14 protein-coding genes are annotated in these 15,158 nt (G+C 59.7%); 10 read left to right on the top strand and 4 right to left on the bottom strand.

The window, feature by feature from the left end; genetic code table 11:
- Positions 1-67: 67 nt before the first annotated feature.
- Together ACIGDJ_RS20545 and ACIGDJ_RS20540 are read right to left on the bottom strand one after the other, a co-directional pair.
- Positions 68-1,264, bottom strand: coding sequence for an MFS transporter (locus ACIGDJ_RS20545; RefSeq protein ID WP_101156283.1), 1,197 nt, complete (start codon positions 1,262-1,264; stop codon positions 68-70).
- Positions 1,265-1,344: 80 nt separating this feature from the next.
- Positions 1,345-2,028 carry an HD domain-containing protein gene (locus tag ACIGDJ_RS20540; protein ID WP_397479486.1) on the bottom strand — a complete coding sequence of 228 codons (684 nt, stop codon included), beginning with the start codon at positions 2,026-2,028 and terminating at the stop codon, positions 1,345-1,347.
- 135 nt (positions 2,029-2,163) lie between these two features.
- Here ACIGDJ_RS20540 and ACIGDJ_RS20535 point away from each other — a divergent pair, with 135 nt between their 5' ends.
- The 7 genes from ACIGDJ_RS20535 to ACIGDJ_RS20505 all read left to right on the top strand — a co-directional run bounded on the left by ACIGDJ_RS20535 (position 2,164) and on the right by ACIGDJ_RS20505 (position 8,982).
- On the top strand, positions 2,164-2,643 hold the full coding sequence (locus tag ACIGDJ_RS20535) for a GNAT family N-acetyltransferase (RefSeq protein ID WP_101156289.1): 480 nt from the start codon (positions 2,164-2,166) through the stop codon (positions 2,641-2,643).
- Between the two features lie 115 nt (positions 2,644-2,758).
- A complete protein-coding gene (locus ACIGDJ_RS20530; RefSeq protein WP_397479487.1) occupies positions 2,759-3,685 on the top strand; it encodes a hypothetical protein in 927 nt (308 codons plus the stop codon).
- A gap of 89 nt (positions 3,686-3,774) precedes the next feature.
- Positions 3,775-4,764, top strand: a complete 990-nt coding sequence (locus ACIGDJ_RS20525) for a 2-dehydro-3-deoxygalactonokinase (RefSeq protein ID WP_397479488.1) — start codon at positions 3,775-3,777, stop codon at positions 4,762-4,764.
- A gap of 19 nt (positions 4,765-4,783) precedes the next feature.
- Complete coding sequence (locus ACIGDJ_RS20520) at positions 4,784-5,404, top strand: 2-dehydro-3-deoxy-6-phosphogalactonate aldolase (protein WP_312999861.1); 621 nt, start codon at positions 4,784-4,786, stop codon at positions 5,402-5,404.
- 61 nt (positions 5,405-5,465) lie between these two features.
- Positions 5,466-6,614, top strand: coding sequence for a galactonate dehydratase (gene dgoD / locus ACIGDJ_RS20515; RefSeq protein ID WP_016770960.1), 1,149 nt, complete (start codon positions 5,466-5,468; stop codon positions 6,612-6,614).
- Between the two features lie 192 nt (positions 6,615-6,806).
- Positions 6,807-8,117: an MFS transporter gene (locus ACIGDJ_RS20510; RefSeq protein WP_312999862.1), complete on the top strand. Its 1,311-nt coding sequence runs from the start codon at positions 6,807-6,809 to the stop codon at positions 8,115-8,117.
- A 61-nt stretch (positions 8,118-8,178) separates the two neighbouring features.
- Positions 8,179-8,982 (top strand): IclR family transcriptional regulator, encoded by an 804-nt coding sequence (locus ACIGDJ_RS20505; protein ID WP_101156303.1) that lies wholly within the window; start codon positions 8,179-8,181, stop codon positions 8,980-8,982.
- Positions 8,983-8,993: 11 nt separating this feature from the next.
- On the opposite strand, the gene ACIGDJ_RS20500 is transcribed toward ACIGDJ_RS20505, so the two are convergent.
- A complete protein-coding gene (locus tag ACIGDJ_RS20500; protein WP_101156305.1) occupies positions 8,994-10,046 on the bottom strand; it encodes an NAD(P)-dependent alcohol dehydrogenase in 1,053 nt (350 codons plus the stop codon).
- A 190-nt stretch (positions 10,047-10,236) separates the two neighbouring features.
- On the opposite strand from ACIGDJ_RS20500, the gene ACIGDJ_RS20495 reads away from it, so the two are divergent.
- Positions 10,237-11,127: an AraC family transcriptional regulator gene (locus ACIGDJ_RS20495; RefSeq protein ID WP_101156308.1), complete on the top strand. Its 891-nt coding sequence runs from the start codon at positions 10,237-10,239 to the stop codon at positions 11,125-11,127.
- A gap of 114 nt (positions 11,128-11,241) precedes the next feature.
- On the opposite strand, the gene ACIGDJ_RS20490 is transcribed toward ACIGDJ_RS20495, so the two are convergent.
- Positions 11,242-12,906: an electron transfer flavoprotein-ubiquinone oxidoreductase gene (locus ACIGDJ_RS20490; RefSeq protein WP_312999863.1), complete on the bottom strand. Its 1,665-nt coding sequence runs from the start codon at positions 12,904-12,906 to the stop codon at positions 11,242-11,244.
- Positions 12,907-13,455: 549 nt separating this feature from the next.
- Here ACIGDJ_RS20490 and ACIGDJ_RS20485 point away from each other — a divergent pair.
- Both ACIGDJ_RS20485 and ACIGDJ_RS20480 read left to right on the top strand, forming a co-directional pair.
- The gene (locus tag ACIGDJ_RS20485) at positions 13,456-14,205 is read left to right on the top strand and encodes an electron transfer flavoprotein subunit beta/FixA family protein (RefSeq protein ID WP_007908338.1); all 750 of its coding nucleotides are present in this window, start codon (positions 13,456-13,458) and stop codon (positions 14,203-14,205) included.
- The gene (locus ACIGDJ_RS20480) at positions 14,206-15,135 is read left to right on the top strand and encodes an electron transfer flavoprotein subunit alpha/FixB family protein (RefSeq protein ID WP_186633199.1); all 930 of its coding nucleotides are present in this window, start codon (positions 14,206-14,208) and stop codon (positions 15,133-15,135) included.
- Positions 15,136-15,158 lie beyond the last annotated feature (23 nt).

Genomic DNA, 15,158 nt, shown 5'->3' with positions numbered 1-15,158 from the left:
ATTGGAATCCTTACAATTGGTTGGTCAGCCCTGGTGACGGATTGGTGCCTGAGGATCGACGAACGGTCTAAACCGGCGTGGTGGTCGTGACCTGAAATCTGCGCCAGAGCAACCTGCCGACAGTGACCAGCCAGTTCGCCAGCGCCACGCCCAATACCGTCAGCAGCAACGCCGGCAGGCCCTGCTCAACGATGATTTTGCCGGCCAGCAACGGGAAGCCGAACACACCGATAAAGTACGCGAGACTGAACAGCAGCAGCGCCTGGGAGGTCGTGCCATCCGGTGCCTGATTGGCGGCAAGGCCGTTAATCACCGCGTAAGTCAGCCCGTAACCGACGCCGAGCATGACCGCTGCCAGCAGATAGGAGAGGCTACTGTCGACACCGAAAGTGAGCAGCGCAATCGAGGCCAGCATCAAGCCTGACAACAGGCAAGACGCGCGCAGCGGATCGCGTTTGACCACGTAACCTGCGATCAACATTCGACTGCAAATCGCCGCGCCCGTGAATCCCGCAAAGAACAGCGAATAATCCAGCGACCGCGCGGCGGCATAGCTGGTCTGGAAACTGGACAGACCGCCGAACACACAGCCGCCCAGTCCGACCATGATGATCGGCAAAACCGCGCGCGAACTCAGTACTTGTGTGGTCGCACGCCAAGTGATTTTTGCCGCTGTCATGACCTGCGTGCCTTTCAGCTTCGTTGCGAGGTGCCAGAACAGCAGCGCACCGATCAGGCTCGCCAGCGCCGCCAGATGAAACGCTGCCGTCACCGGTAGATCGAGTGCGCTGGCGGCGCGCCCAAGCAGTGGCCCGCTTCCAATGCCGCTCATCATGCTGCCGGACAACAAAGCAAAATACTTCGCGCGCTGAGCGGGAATGACCAGACTGGCAACGATGATCGGCCCCAAGGTGTAGAACACTCCCCAACCCAAGCCCAGCAGCAAACCAAAAAACAGCAGCCAGTGACCGACCCCCGGCGTCGTCGCAAAACCCAGGCTCGCCGCCACCAGCAGCAACCCGAACAAAGCAATCGAACGCGCCGCGCCCAGCAGATCCGACAGGTGACCGCAGGCCAGTACGGCAACAAAGGTACTGAGCATGGCTGCAGAAATCACATGGCCGGCGTCGTGTTCATTGCCGCCACGCGCGGCGATCAACAGCGACAACAAAAACGTCGAACCATACGACAGCGACAACAGATAACTGGCGAGACAGAGCAGGCCGAACAGTTTGTTCGAGACCGCAGGCGTTGCTTGCGACATGACGCGCTTCCTTGTGCGGGGAAATCAGCGCCATCTGTTTACCACGGAGGGCGTGCGCGTCAGGTGTGAGGTTGCTGAAGTCAGGATCGCTTTTGGCCGGAGTAATCGGTTTCGACGATGCCGATCTCTTCCTTGAACTGCTCCATGAAACCCTTCAGGCGTTGATGACGAATCTCGGCAAGCCGCTGGCCGCTCACGGTCTGAAAACCGTCAGCCAGATGCAGCAGTTTGGTCTGGAAATGATCGAGGCAAAAACGCGTGTCGTCGTACTCACGCTCAAGCGCTTCGGGATCCTGCGAGTCGTACAGCGCCGAGCCCATGCGTCCGGCCACGTAGAAGGTTCGGGCGACGCCGAGCATGCCCAGCGAGTCGAGGCGATCGGCGTCCTGGACGATTTTCGCCTCGAGGGTCAGCGCAGTGATGTTGGCGGAAAAACTGTGGGCTTCGATGGTGTGGGCGACGTTAGTGATTTTCTCGCTGGGCCACTTCATTCCCTTCAGCACGCAAGCCGCTTTTTCTGCTGCCAGACGCGAAGCCTGCGAGCGTAGCGGGGAGTTTTTCTCGACCGCTACGCAATCGTGCAGCAGCACGGCGGCCAGCAAAACTTCGAGATCGCCGCCTTCGGCTGCCTGCAGAGTACGTGCGTTGTGCCAAACGCGCTGCAGGTGGGCAAGGTCGTGGGCGCCGTCGTCTGAGGGTTCAAGTGCGTGGGGCAGCAACTGCGCCGCAAGGGTCGTCATCGGCACGAATGCATTAAGGCTCATCAGATTCCTTTCAGGTTGGCTTGGTACCTGTGGGGGCGGTGTTGGTAATGACTGTACATTAATCCCGTTTTGCCATGTGACGAGCGCCGCTGCGCGTCTTAGTATGGCGCTTTAATTTGCACACAAGGCCCGTCCATGACGATCGAAATCCGCCCGGCGACCCCCAGCGATGCGCCACAAATCCTCACCTTTATCACCGAACTCGCCGATTTCGAAAAGGCCCGCCACGAAGTCATCGCCAGCGTCGCCGACATCGAACGCAGCCTTTTCGGCGAAGGCGCCACCGCCCACGGCCTGATCTGCCTGCGCGACGGCTTGCCGATCGGCTTCGCGGTGTTCTTCTTCAGTTATTCGACCTGGCTGGGCAGCAACTGCCTGTACCTCGAAGACCTCTACATCACCCCCGAACAACGCGGCGGCGGCGCCGGCAAAACCCTGCTGCGCCACCTGGCAAAAATCGCCTGCGCCAACGACTGCGGCCGCTTCGAATGGAGCGTGCTGGAATGGAACACCCCGGCCATCGAATTCTACAAATCCCTCGGTGCCCAGCCGCAGGAAGAGTGGGTGCGGTATCGCATGGATGGCAAGGTGTTGCGCGAATTTGCGCAAGGCTGAGTCACTGCCGCTCGGACGTCTGTCTGTCGATCCGCAAGCTGAAATAGCCTTGCGCCCGTTTTGTCAGGCAGTCGCCTGCCGTTGTCTTTTCAGCTGTATTTCAAAGGATTGAATCTTGAGTTTTCGACACTTCAAGCAAGTGATGCTGTGCGGTTTTTTATTGTGTTCGTCATGCATGCACCTCAACGTTCCGCCCGCAAGACTGGAATTTGTTTCCATCGACCGCGTGAACTCTTCTTATTACGACTTGCGATTTACATCCGATAGAAATCTTGTCGACCTGTATAAGGCGCATGGACGCGAAGGTCAGATCGGCACCTGGATTCATTGCTCGCTGAATGGTGACCCAGACTTTTCCATCGAACACACCATTGTCCTGGAAGCCTCGGGAATCGTCAGCAGCATGCGTTTGATCGAGGGCGATCGCCGCTATGAGATGCTCGCGGCCATCAGTGTCGAAAATCATGCCCTTGATGACGGCCGCAACTACATCAGGCCCAGTGAGTTGGTACAAATTCTCAAGCCACAGCAGTACGTCCCGTGCAAGGTGGTCATCACCGCGTTCCCGTTCGTGGCGTACTACTCGAAAGTCATGTACGTGCCCGCATCCCGATTCATCCATGCCATCGAAAATCCTTGGCTGGCCCCTGCGCGTATATCCCTTGAGTTGTCACAGCAACCAAGGTCGCTGCTGCCTTTTGCGTCCGTTTGCATTGTGCGCTGGCGTTATGACCCGGCAGGCGGATATGACCACATCGACAGATTGGGATCCTGTAGTGATGTGCCCTACGCCGGCATGCTGGCATCGTTTGCGCCGTATACGACGAAGCTGAAAATTGTCTCTGGTTCCGAGCAGGCCCCGGAACCGTTCGCGGCTTACACCATACTTCGTGGTGACGGACGCCAAGAGCCTGGAATCGCCGACGAAAAAGGCCGTACCCACGAGGTGGGCGCCAGTGAGCACGAAGTGGTGAAGGTCTTGATCAACGCTCAGATGAACGTTGTCGAGCGCTGGACGAAATGGACGGATTTCGTCCCATAATATGGGACTCATATTTATATATTGAGATTTCCTGTCCCCCGGGTTTATAGTCCGTCGCACTCACTGCCAAAAACAAAACAGGTGAAGCGATGCAGGCGCAATTGATCGCGCTCGATTGGGGGACAACCTCATTACGTGCTTACAAACTCGCGGCCGACGGTGTGGTGCTGGAGCAGCGTGCGCTGTCGTCCGGAATCATGCAGTTGCCCAAGACCCCGCGAATCATCCACGGTCGTGAATGCGCCGATGGTTTTGAACTGGCCTTCGACGAGGCCTGTGGTGACTGGCTCGACGCGCAGCCAGGTCTGCCGGTGATCGCTTGCGGCATGGTCGGCAGTGCGCAGGGCTGGCGCGAATCGGCTTACTGCGAGACGCCAGCCGACGTCGCCCATCTCGGAAATTCCCTACAAATCGTTGTCAGCTTGCGCGGCACGCCGGTGCATATTGTCCCGGGCGTGATTCAGCGCTCACGTCTGCCCAATGTCATGCGTGGCGAAGAAACCCAAGTCCTCGGTGTGTTGCAAAGTCTGCCGGACGCGGCGGGTAATGACCTGTTGATCGGCCTGCCGGGCAGCCACTCGAAATGGGTGGAAGTGGTCGATGGTCGCATCACCCATTTCGACACGTTCATGACCGGCGAAGTTTTCGCTGTGCTCAGCGAGCACAGCATCCTCGGTCGTACCCAACAACCGAGCGCGACCTTCGATGCGCAAGCGTTCGATCGTGGCGTGCAAATCGCGCTGTCGGTGGATGCTGAACTCGGCGTGCTGTCGACCCTGTTCAGCGCCCGCACCCTCGGCCTCACTGGCGAACTGAGCCCGAGCGCTCAGGCGGATTATCTCTCGGGTCTGATGATCGGCCATGAGCTGGCCGCACTCGCCAATGTGCAACGTCGCCGGCGCCACCAACCGAATCTTCCAGCGATCGTGCTCATCGGCAATGCGCAGCTGTGCACGCGTTATCGCCGAGCCCTGGACGCTTGCGGCTTCGCCCAGGTGACGCTGGCCGAGCAAGCTACCGAGCGTGGCCTGTGGCAACTGGCGCGCGCCGCCGGACTGATCGATTCCTCATCCCGTTAACCCTGACTGGAGGCCTGACATGCTCAAGCAAGCACTGGCACAAAACGGTCTGATCGCGATTCTGCGTGGCCTGCAACCGCAGGAAGCCGCGGCTGTCGGAGAAGTCCTGTATTGCGCCGGATTTCGCGTCATCGAAGTACCGCTCAATTCCCCATCGCCGTACGAAAGTATCCGCATCCTGCGTGATGCGCTGCCCGCCGATTGCCTGATCGGTGCCGGCACGGTACTCAGCCCCGAGCAGGTCGAGCAGGTCAAAGCGGCTGGCGGACAAGTGATCGTCATGCCGCACAGCGACGCCAAGGTCCTGCGCGCGGCGAAAGCGGCGGGGCTGTACCTGTCGCCGGGCGTCGCTACGCCGACCGAGGCCTTTGCGGCACTGGCCGAAGGTGCGGACATTCTCAAGCTGTTCCCGGCCGAGCAAATGAGCCCGGCGGTCGTCAAAGCCTGGCTCGCGGTGTTGCCAACCGGCACGGTGCTGGCGCCGGTGGGGGGGATTACGCCGGACAACATGCAGGCCTTTATAGACGCTGGGGTGAAAGGTTTCGGCCTCGGCTCGGGCCTGTTCAAACCGGGCATGACGCCTGAGCAGGTGGCGGTCAACGCCAAGGCCTACGTGGCTGCCTGGAAAGCCCTGCGTTAAGACTTTTTGGCGCTGTGTGCGCTGCATCTAATAAAAGCTGCATTTACAAAAGAGAGCAGAGATGAAAATCACCAAACTCACGACCTTCATCGTCCCGCCGCGCTGGTGCTTCCTCAAAGTCGAAACCGACGAAGGCGTGACCGGATGGGGCGAACCCGTGGTCGAAGGGCGCGCGCACACGGTCGCCGCTGCCGTTGAAGAATTATCCGACTACCTGATCGGCAAAGACCCACGCAATATCGAAGACATCTGGACCGTGCTCTACCGCGGCGGCTTCTACCGTGGCGGCGCGATCCACATGAGCGCGCTGGCCGGTATCGATCAGGCATTGTGGGATATCAAGGGCAAGGCGCTCGGTGTCTCGGTCAGCGATCTGCTCGGTGGCCAGGTGCGTGACAAGATTCGTGTGTATTCGTGGATTGGTGGCGACCGCCCGGCCGACACGGCGCGTGCGGCGAAAGAGGCGGTGAGTCGTGGTTTCACGGCGGTGAAAATGAACGGCACCGAAGAGCTGCAGTTCCTCGACACCTTCGAGAAAGTCGATCTCGCCTTGGCCAATGTCGCCGCCGTGCGTGACGCGGTCGGACCGAACGTCGGCATCGGCGTCGACTTCCATGGCCGCGTGCACAAGCCCATGGCCAAGGTGCTGATGAAGGAACTTGACCCTTACAAACTGATGTTCATCGAAGAACCCGTGCTCAGCGAAAACTACGAAGCGCTGAAAGAACTGGCGCCGCTGACCAGCACGCCGATCGCCCTCGGCGAGCGGCTGTTTTCGCGCTGGGACTTTAAACGCGTGTTGAGCGAAGGCTACGTCGACATCATCCAACCGGACGCCTCCCACGCCGGCGGCATCACCGAAACCCGCAAGATCGCCAACATGGCCGAAGCCTACGACGTCGCGCTGGCGCTGCATTGCCCGCTGGGACCGATTGCGCTGGCGGCGTGTTTGCAACTCGACGCGGCTTGCTACAACGCGTTTATCCAGGAACAGAGCCTGGGCATCCATTACAACGAGAGCAACGATTTGCTCGACTATGTGAAGGATCCGCGCGTGTTCGACTACGACCAGGGCTTCGTCAAGATTCCGAATGGCCCGGGACTCGGCATCGAGATCAACGAGGAATACGTGATCGAACGCGCGGCAGTCGGCCACCGCTGGCGTAATCCGATCTGGCGCCATGCCGATGGCAGCTTTGCCGAGTGGTGAGTCTGTGACTCGCTAGCATCAGATCGTTCCCACGCTCTGCGTGGGAATGCCTCAATGGACGCTCTGCGTCCGCTGCTGGGACGCGGAGCGTCCCGGGCTGCATTCCCACGCGGAGCGTGGGAACGATCAGTTCTCCGAGGGAGAGGAGATCTGCGTCATGTCCTCAAACAAACATAAAAAGAGGCACCTCTCATGCAAACGCACACCCTCTCCGGGCAGGCGTCTTTAGTCACGCCCAGCCGCAAGCGGTTTTTCATCATGGTGTTGCTGTTCATCACCGTGGTCATCAACTACCTCGACCGCAGCAACCTGTCGATTGCCGCGCCGGCGCTGACCAGCGAGCTGGGCATCGATCCGGTTCACGTCGGTCTGATTTTCTCTGCCTTCGGCTGGACGTACGCCGCGATGCAGATCCCCGGCGGCTGGCTGGTCGATCGCGTGCCGCCACGCATCCTCTACAGCGTGGCGCTGTTGCTGTGGTCGGTGGCCACGGTGATGCTCGGTTTCGTCAGCAGCTTCATCGCGCTGTTTGTGCTGCGCATGGCCGTTGGTGCGCTGGAAGCCCCGGCGTATCCGATCAACAGCCGCGTGGTCACCACCTGGTTTCCCGAGCGCGAACGCGCCACGGCGATCGGTTTCTACACCTCCGGGCAGTTTGTCGGTCTGGCCTTCCTGACCCCGGTGCTGGCGTGGCTGCAACATGCATTCGGCTGGCACATGGTTTTCGTCGCCACCGGTGCGGTGGGCATTCTCTGGGCAGTGATCTGGTACGCGGTGTATCGCGAGCCGCGTGAATTCAAAGGCACCAACCAAGCGGAAATCGATCTGATCCGCGAGGGTGGCGGCCTGGTCGATATCCAGGCGGAAACGGCGAAGGTCAAGGCCAAATTCAGTTGGACCGATCTGGGCATTGTCCTGAGCAAGCGCAAATTGTGGGGTATCTACCTCGGCCAGTTCTGCCTGAACTCGACGCTGTGGTTCTTCCTCACCTGGTTTCCGACCTACCTGGTGAAATATCGCGGCATGGACTTCATCAAGTCCGGCCTGCTCGCGTCGCTGCCATTTCTCGCAGCCTTTGTCGGTGTGTTGTGCTCGGGATTCTTCTCCGACTTCCTGATCCGTCGCGGCTACACCGTGGGCTTTGCGCGCAAGTTGCCGATTATTGGCGGGCTGTTGATTTCGACCTCGATCATCGGTGCCAACTTCGTTGAGTCGACGCCGTTGGTGATTGCCTTTCTCGCATTGGCATTTTTCGGCAACGGCCTGGCGTCGATCACCTGGTCACTGGTATCGACGCTGGCACCGGCGCGTTTGCTCGGTCTGACCGGTGGGGTGTTCAATTTCATCGGCAATTTGTCGGCGATCGCCACACCGATCGTTATCGGCTTTCTTGCCTCCGGTGATTCGTTCGCCCCAGCGATCACCTACATCGCCGTGCTCGCGCTGGTCGGTGCCTTGTCCTACGTGCTGCTGGTGGGCAAGGTCGAGCGTATCGAGTTGTAGTGCTCTGCGTCGGGCGACCATAATGCCGCCCGTTCCCTCGCTCAACGGTAAAAGGCTGGATATGCAGGAAGACGCCCCGGAAAAAACCAAGGACGCCGCGCCCACTGGCACCCAGACGCTGTTGCGCGGCCTCGGTGTGGTGCAAGCGGTGGCCAGTGGCGCGCGTGATCTCAAAGAGATTGCCCGACTGATCGGCACCACACGCAGCACCACCCATCGTCTGGCCAGTTGCCTGGTCGACGAGCGCTACCTGCGCGTGGTGCCGCAAATCGGTTATCTGCTCGGGCCGAAGCTGATCGAACTGGGTTTTCAGGCTCGCGAAGAATTGCCGCTGGTGACCCTGGCCGGGCCGTATCTGGATGAGTTGTCGGCGCTGACTGGCGACACGGTGCACCTGGGCATTCGCGAAGGCGACGAGGTGTTGTATCTGCTAAAGAATCCTGGCCGCAACGGCCCGGAAATGCGCTCGCGGGTCGGCCATCGCATGCCGCTGGTGCGCACCGGGATCGGCAAGGCCTTGATGCTCGATGATTCGCCGCAGGATTGGCGGCGGCTGTACGACATCAGTCTGCCGGCAGGTGGGAAAAGTCAGTTCTGGCCGCAGCATCCCCAGCAGTCGTGGGAACAGCTTGAGCAGCGCATGGGCGAATACGTCGCCGGTGGCTACGCCTTCGACCTGGAAGACAACGAACCGTCGATCCGCTGCGTGGCGGCGCCGATTCGTGATGCGAGCAAGGGTATTGTTGCGGCGATCAGCATCGCCAGCACCGTGCCCTACATGCCGCTGGAAAAAATGGCCGAGCTGATTCCCCTGATCAAAGGGGTCACAGCCCGGCTGTCGGCGGAGCTTGGCTTGAAGGTATAAGCCTCTGAGGTTTAAGCCTTGAGCGTGGCCATGTCGATGACGAAACGGTACTTCACGTCGCCGGCAATCATCCGCGCGTAAGCCTCGTTGATCTGGCGGATGTCGAGCATTTCAATGTCGCAGGTGATGTTGTGTTCGGCGCAGAAATCCAGCACTTCCTGGGTTTCCGCGACGCCACCGATCAACGAGCCGGCCAACACGCGACGCCCCAGAACCAGTTTGGCCGCATGCACCGGCGGATCAATCGGTTCGATCAGGCCGACCAGAATGTGCACGCCGTCAAAGCGCAGGGTGTCGAGGTACGGGTTCAGATCGTGCTGCACCGGAATGGTGTCGAGCAGGAAATCGAAGTAACCGGCTGCGGCTTTCATTTGCTCGGCGTCGGTCGACACGATCACATGATCGGCGCCCTGACGCCGACCTTCTTCGGCCTTGCTCGCCGAGCGGGTGAACAGCGTCACTTCAGCGCCCATGGCCTTGGCGAACTTGATGCCCATGTGGCCGAGGCCGCCCATGCCGAGAATCCCGACCTTGTCACCGGCTTTCACGCCGTAGTGCTTGAGCGGCGAGTAGGTGGTGATGCCGGCGCAGAGAATCGGTGCGGCACTGGCCAACGCCAGACGTTCCGGGATCCGCACAACAAAATGTTCGCTGACCACGATGCTGTCGGAATAACCGCCCATGGTATTGCTGCCGTCGACCCGATCCGGGGTGGCGTAAGTCATGGTCGGGCCTTCGAGGCAATATTGCTCGAGGTTCGCCTGACAGGCTTCGCAGCTGCGGCAGGAGTCGACCATGCAGCCGACGCCGACCAGATCGCCTACCTTGTGACGGGTGACATTCGCACCGACAGCGGTGACTTTTCCGACGATCTCATGGCCGGGCATCAGCGGATAAACGGCAATGCCCCATTCGTTGCGTGCCTGGTGGATGTCGGAGTGGCAGACGCCGCAGTAAAGAATTTCGATCGACACGTCGTCGGCGCGCAGGCTGCGACGTTCGAATTTCATCGGGGCGAGGGGAGTGGTGGCCGATTGGGCGGCATAGCCGATGGCGGTGTACATGGGTGACCTCGCAAAAGCAGTGACAAGTGAGGCGGTGAATTCTGGGCGCCAAGCGCGGGTGCGGCCATGACGAATTCTCCGGGTCTCATGCCTAATCCTCCGGCATGCGGGTTGTGGCAGTCGCTTTGGCCAGCGGATCTGCGATGATGTTTTCCTCCCTTTTTCCCTGATTTTTACGAAGACCTATTCGATGCAGTTGACCCGTCATCTTGATGCCAATGCCCGGCTGGTTTCGCTGATCGAACCGCTGGCGCTACGCGATGGCTATAGCCAGACCGGTCTGCCCGGTGTGCAGATATTGCGCGCCAGTTGCGACGTCGCCCGTGGCCCGCATATTTACGAGCCGAGCCTGATGATCATTGCTCAGGGCAGCAAACTGGCATTTCTCGGCCCTCGGACCATGGAATATGGCGCCGGGCATTATTTGATTCAGGCGCTGCCGGTACCTTTCGAGTGTGAAACCTTCGCCTTGCCAAATGCGCCGTTGCTTGGTGTGTCGGTGGCGATTGATCGCGTTCTGCTCGGCGAACTGGTGTTGGCCATGGGGCTGGCGCCGGGGCGGCATATTCCGGCGCAGACGCCGGAATCGATGACCTCGGTGGTGCTCGACGATGGCATGCGCGGTTGCGTCGAACGGCTACTCAGCTGTCTGCACGATCCGCTGGAATGCCAGATTCTCGGCCCGGCGCGGGTGCGTGAATTATTGTTCGTCGCGCTGCGCGGGCCGCAGGCGGATGTGTTGCGCGCCTTGGTCGAACAGCAAGGGCAGTTCGCCCGGGTGGCGGCGTCGATCAGCCATCTGCATGCGCATTACACCGAGCCTTTGAATGTCGAGACACTGGCCGGGTGCGCGAACATGAGCGTGTCGACCTTTCACGAGCATTTCAAACGCAGCACTTTGCTGTCGCCGGTGCAGTATCTCAAACGTTTACGCTTGTTGAAGGCGCAGACGTTGCTGGTGGCTGAAGGGCTGGGCGTGGCGCAAGTGGCGCATCGCGTGGGGTATCAGAGCACGTCGCAGTTCAGTCGCGAGTACAAGCGTTACTTCGAACGCAGCCCGGGGGATGAGCGCGCTGCTTGAGTTATCACTCATTCCTGTAGGCGCAGCCTCGTTTCACTCGACAGCTCCTGCAGGGGGAGACGCGGGCAACAAAAAGGCCCCCATTGCGGGAGCCTTGTTGTTCAGCGCTACGACTTACATATTCGGATAAGTCGGGCCGCCGGCGCCCTCCGGCGCCACCCAGGTGATGTTCTGCGCAGGGTCCTTGATGTCACAGGTCTTGCAGTGCACGCAGTTCTGGGCGTTGATCTGGAAGCGCTTCTCGCCGTCTTCCTTGGTGATGACCTCGTACACGCCGGCCGGGCAGTAGCGCTGCGCCGGTTCGTCGTACAGCGGCAGGTTTTTGCTGATCGGGATGCTCGGGTCGGTCAGCTTCAAGTGGCACGGCTGCTCTTCTTCGTGGTTGGTACCGGAGATGAACACCGAGCTGAGTTTGTCGAAACTCAGTTTGCCGTCGGGTTTCGGATAGTCGATCTTTTTGCAATCGGCCGCGAGCTTCAGGCAGGCGTAATCCGGTTTGGTGTCGCGCAGGGTGAACGGCAGTTTGCCGCCGAAGATGTTCTGGTCCAGCCAGTTGAACCCACCGCCGATGATCGCGCCGTACTTGTGAATCGCCGCGCCGAAATTACGGCTGGCGAACAGTTCTTCGTGCAGCCAGCTGTTTTTGAATGCGTCGACATAAGTCGTCAGTTCGGCCGTGCAGTCCTGCTCGGCGAACAGCGCGTCTGCCACCGATTCTGCCGCGAGCATGCCGGACTTCATCGCCGTGTGGCTGCCTTTGATCTTGGCGAAGTTCAGGGTGCCGAGGTCGCAACCGATCAGCGCGCCGCCCTTGAAGACCATTTTCGGCAGCGAGTTCAGGCCGCCCTTGGCGATGGCGCGGGCGCCGTAGCTGACGCGCTTGCCGCCTTCCAGGTATTGCTTGAGCACGGGGTGATGCTTGAGGCGCTGGAATTCATCGAAGGGCGACAGGTAAGTATTGCTGTAGGACAGGTCGACGATGAGGCCGACCACCACCTGATTGTTTTCCAGGTGATAGAGGAACGAGCCGCCGGTGTTCTCGGTGCCCATGATGTCCAGCGGCCAGCCGGCGGTGTGCACCACCAGGCCTGGCTGATGCTTGGCCGGGTCGATTTCCCAGATTTCTTTCAGACCGATGCCGTAATGCTGAACGTCGGCATCGCTGTCGAGGTTGTAGCGCTTGATCAGTTGCTTGCCGATGTGACCACGGCAGCCTTCGGCGAACAGCGTGTATTTGCCACGCAATTCCATGCCCGGGGTGTACAGGCCTTCTTTCGGGTTGCCTTCGCGGTCGACGCCCAGATCACCGGTGATGATCCCGCGCACCACGCCGTTTTCATCGATCAGCGCTTCCTGAGCGGCGAAGCCGGGGTAGATTTCCACGCCGAGGTTTTCGGCCTGCTGAGCCAGCCAGCGGCACAGGTTGCCGAGGGAAATAATGTAGTTGCCTTCGTTGTGCATGGTCTTGGGCACAAAGAAATCAGGAATCTTCTGCGCGCTGTCGGCGTTTTTCAGCACGAAGATGTCATCGCGCGTGACTGGCGTGTTCAGCGGCGCGCCGAGTTCTTTCCAGTCCGGGAACAGTTCGTTCAGTGCGCGCGGTTCAAACACCGCACCGGAAAGGATGTGTGCGCCGACTTCGGAGCCTTTTTCGACCACGCAGACGCTGATTTCCTTACCGGCGTCAGCGGCCTTCTGCTTCAAGCGGCAGGCGGCTGACAGACCAGCGGGGCCGGCACCGACGATGACGACGTCGAATTCCATGTATTCGCGTTCCACAGGCTATCTCCTACTCAAGGCTCAACAGTTTTTTTTCTGATTTGGAGGTTTGGTGTCGCATCCGTATTGCCTTTACGTTAACGTCAAAGGGAATATTAGCGAATCCACCTTTCTCTCTAGGCGGCGCATTATATCTACACCACTCCGAGCGTCCAATACAAACGTTTGTTTGAATTGCCTCCAGCCCTGATAAATCAAAGAAGCGCGGCTTATGACGGGGCATTTTGGCGTATTGACCAGAATGGGCGTTCCGGTCAAGATACGGGCGGTTTTGCGCTCGCCGTAGGCAGACTGGCGGTTTCAAGAGCACCTCTAAAGACAGGGCACAGGCAGTAGACGGTGATGCGCAGCGCAAGTCCGGCGCGCAGTTTACACAGCGTGAGAATGAATGACCCGACAGTCACCGCTGACGAACGGTCACTCCCATCGCGAAGTGAATCACCTCACATTCAAGCCGGCGTTTTTAGAGGTGCCCTTGTCGCCCGATGAGCATCATCCGCCAGGTTCGCCTAGGCGACTTTCTTTTCACCGGAGAGTAACGAGGAATCCATGAAGGTTCTTGTAGCTGTCAAACGCGTTGTGGATTACAACGTCAAGGTCCGCGTCAAGGCGGACAATTCCGGCGTCGACCTCGCCAACGTCAAGATGTCGATGAACCCATTCTGCGAAATCGCCGTGGAAGAAGCCGTACGCCTGAAAGAGAAGGGCGTTGCGACTGAAATCGTCGTCGTCTCCATCGGCCCGACCACCGCTCAGGAGCAGTTGCGTACCGCACTGGCTCTGGGCGCCGACCGCGCCATCCTCGTCGAATCCGCTGAAGACCTGACCTCCCTGGCCGTGGCCAAGCTGCTCAAGGCCGTTGTCGACAAGGAACAGCCTCAGCTGGTGATCCTTGGCAAACAGGCGATCGACAGCGACAACAACCAGACCGGCCAGATGCTCGCTGCATTAAGCGGCTACGGTCAGGGCACCTTCGCTTCGAAAGTCGAAGTCTCGGGCGACAGCGTTGCCGTGACCCGCGAAATCGACGGCGGCGCACAGACCGTTTCGCTGAAACTGCCAGCCATCGTCACCACCGACCTGCGTTTGAACGAGCCGCGCTATGCGTCCCTGCCGAACATCATGAAAGCCAAGAAGAAGCCTCTCGAAGTGCTGACTCCGGACGCTTTGGGCGTTTCCACCGCCTCCACCAACAAGACCCTGAAAGTCGAAGCGCCGGCTGCACGCAGCGCGGGTATCAAGGTCAAGTCGGTGGCTGAACTGGTTGAAAAACTCAAGAACGAAGCGAAGGTAATCTAAATGACTATCTTGGTTATTGCTGAACACGACAACAAAGTGCTGGCCCCGGCCACACTGAACACCGTGGCCGCTGCTGCCAAAATCGGCGGCGACATTCACGTTCTGGTAGCAGGTCAGGGCGCTGGCCCGGTAGCCGAAGCCGCGGCGAAAATCGCTGGCGTGAGCAAAGTCCTCAACGCTGACAACGCCGCCTACGCGCATCAGTTGCCGGAAAACGTTGCACCGCTGGTTGCCGAGTTGGGTGCTGGCTACAGCCACATCCTCGCTGCCGCCACTTCCAACGGCAAAAACATCCTGCCGCGCGTTGCTGCTGCGCTGGACGTCGACCAGATCTCCGAGATCATCTCGGTCGAAAGCGCTGACACTTTCAAGCGTCCGATCTACGCCGGTAACGCCATCGCTACCGTGCAGTCGACTGCTGCGATCAAAGTGATCACCGTGCGTGCCACCGGTTTCGATCCGGTTGCCGCTGAAGGTGGTTCGGCTGCCGTTGAAGCTGTTGGTGCTGCGCACGATGCCGGTACTTCGAGCTTCGTCAGCGAAGAGCTGGCCAAGTCCGATCGTCCTGAGCTGACCGCTGCCAAGATCGTCGTTTCCGGCGGTCGCGGCATGCAGAACGGTGACAACTTCAAACATCTGTACGCCCTGGCCGACAAGCTCGGCGCAGCCGTCGGTGCCTCGCGCGCTGCGGTCGACGCAGGTTTCGTACCCAACGACATGCAGGTCGGTCAGACCGGCAAGATCGTTGCACCACAGCTGTACATCGCCGTCGGTATCTCCGGCGCGATTCAGCATCTGGCCGGTATGAAAGACTCCAAGGTGATCGTTGCGATCAACAAGGATGAAGAAGCGCCGATCTTCCAGGTGGCCGATTACGGCCTCGTGGCGGATCTGTTCGAAGCAATACCTGAGCTGGAGAAGCTGGTCTAATCCGGCGGCTTCACTTATAAAGA

The organism is Pseudomonas sp. NPDC079367 (assembly GCF_044542195.1).
GTDB lineage: Bacteria > Pseudomonadota > Gammaproteobacteria > Pseudomonadales > Pseudomonadaceae > Aquipseudomonas.
This window is presented reverse-complemented; position numbering and strand designations above follow the sequence as displayed.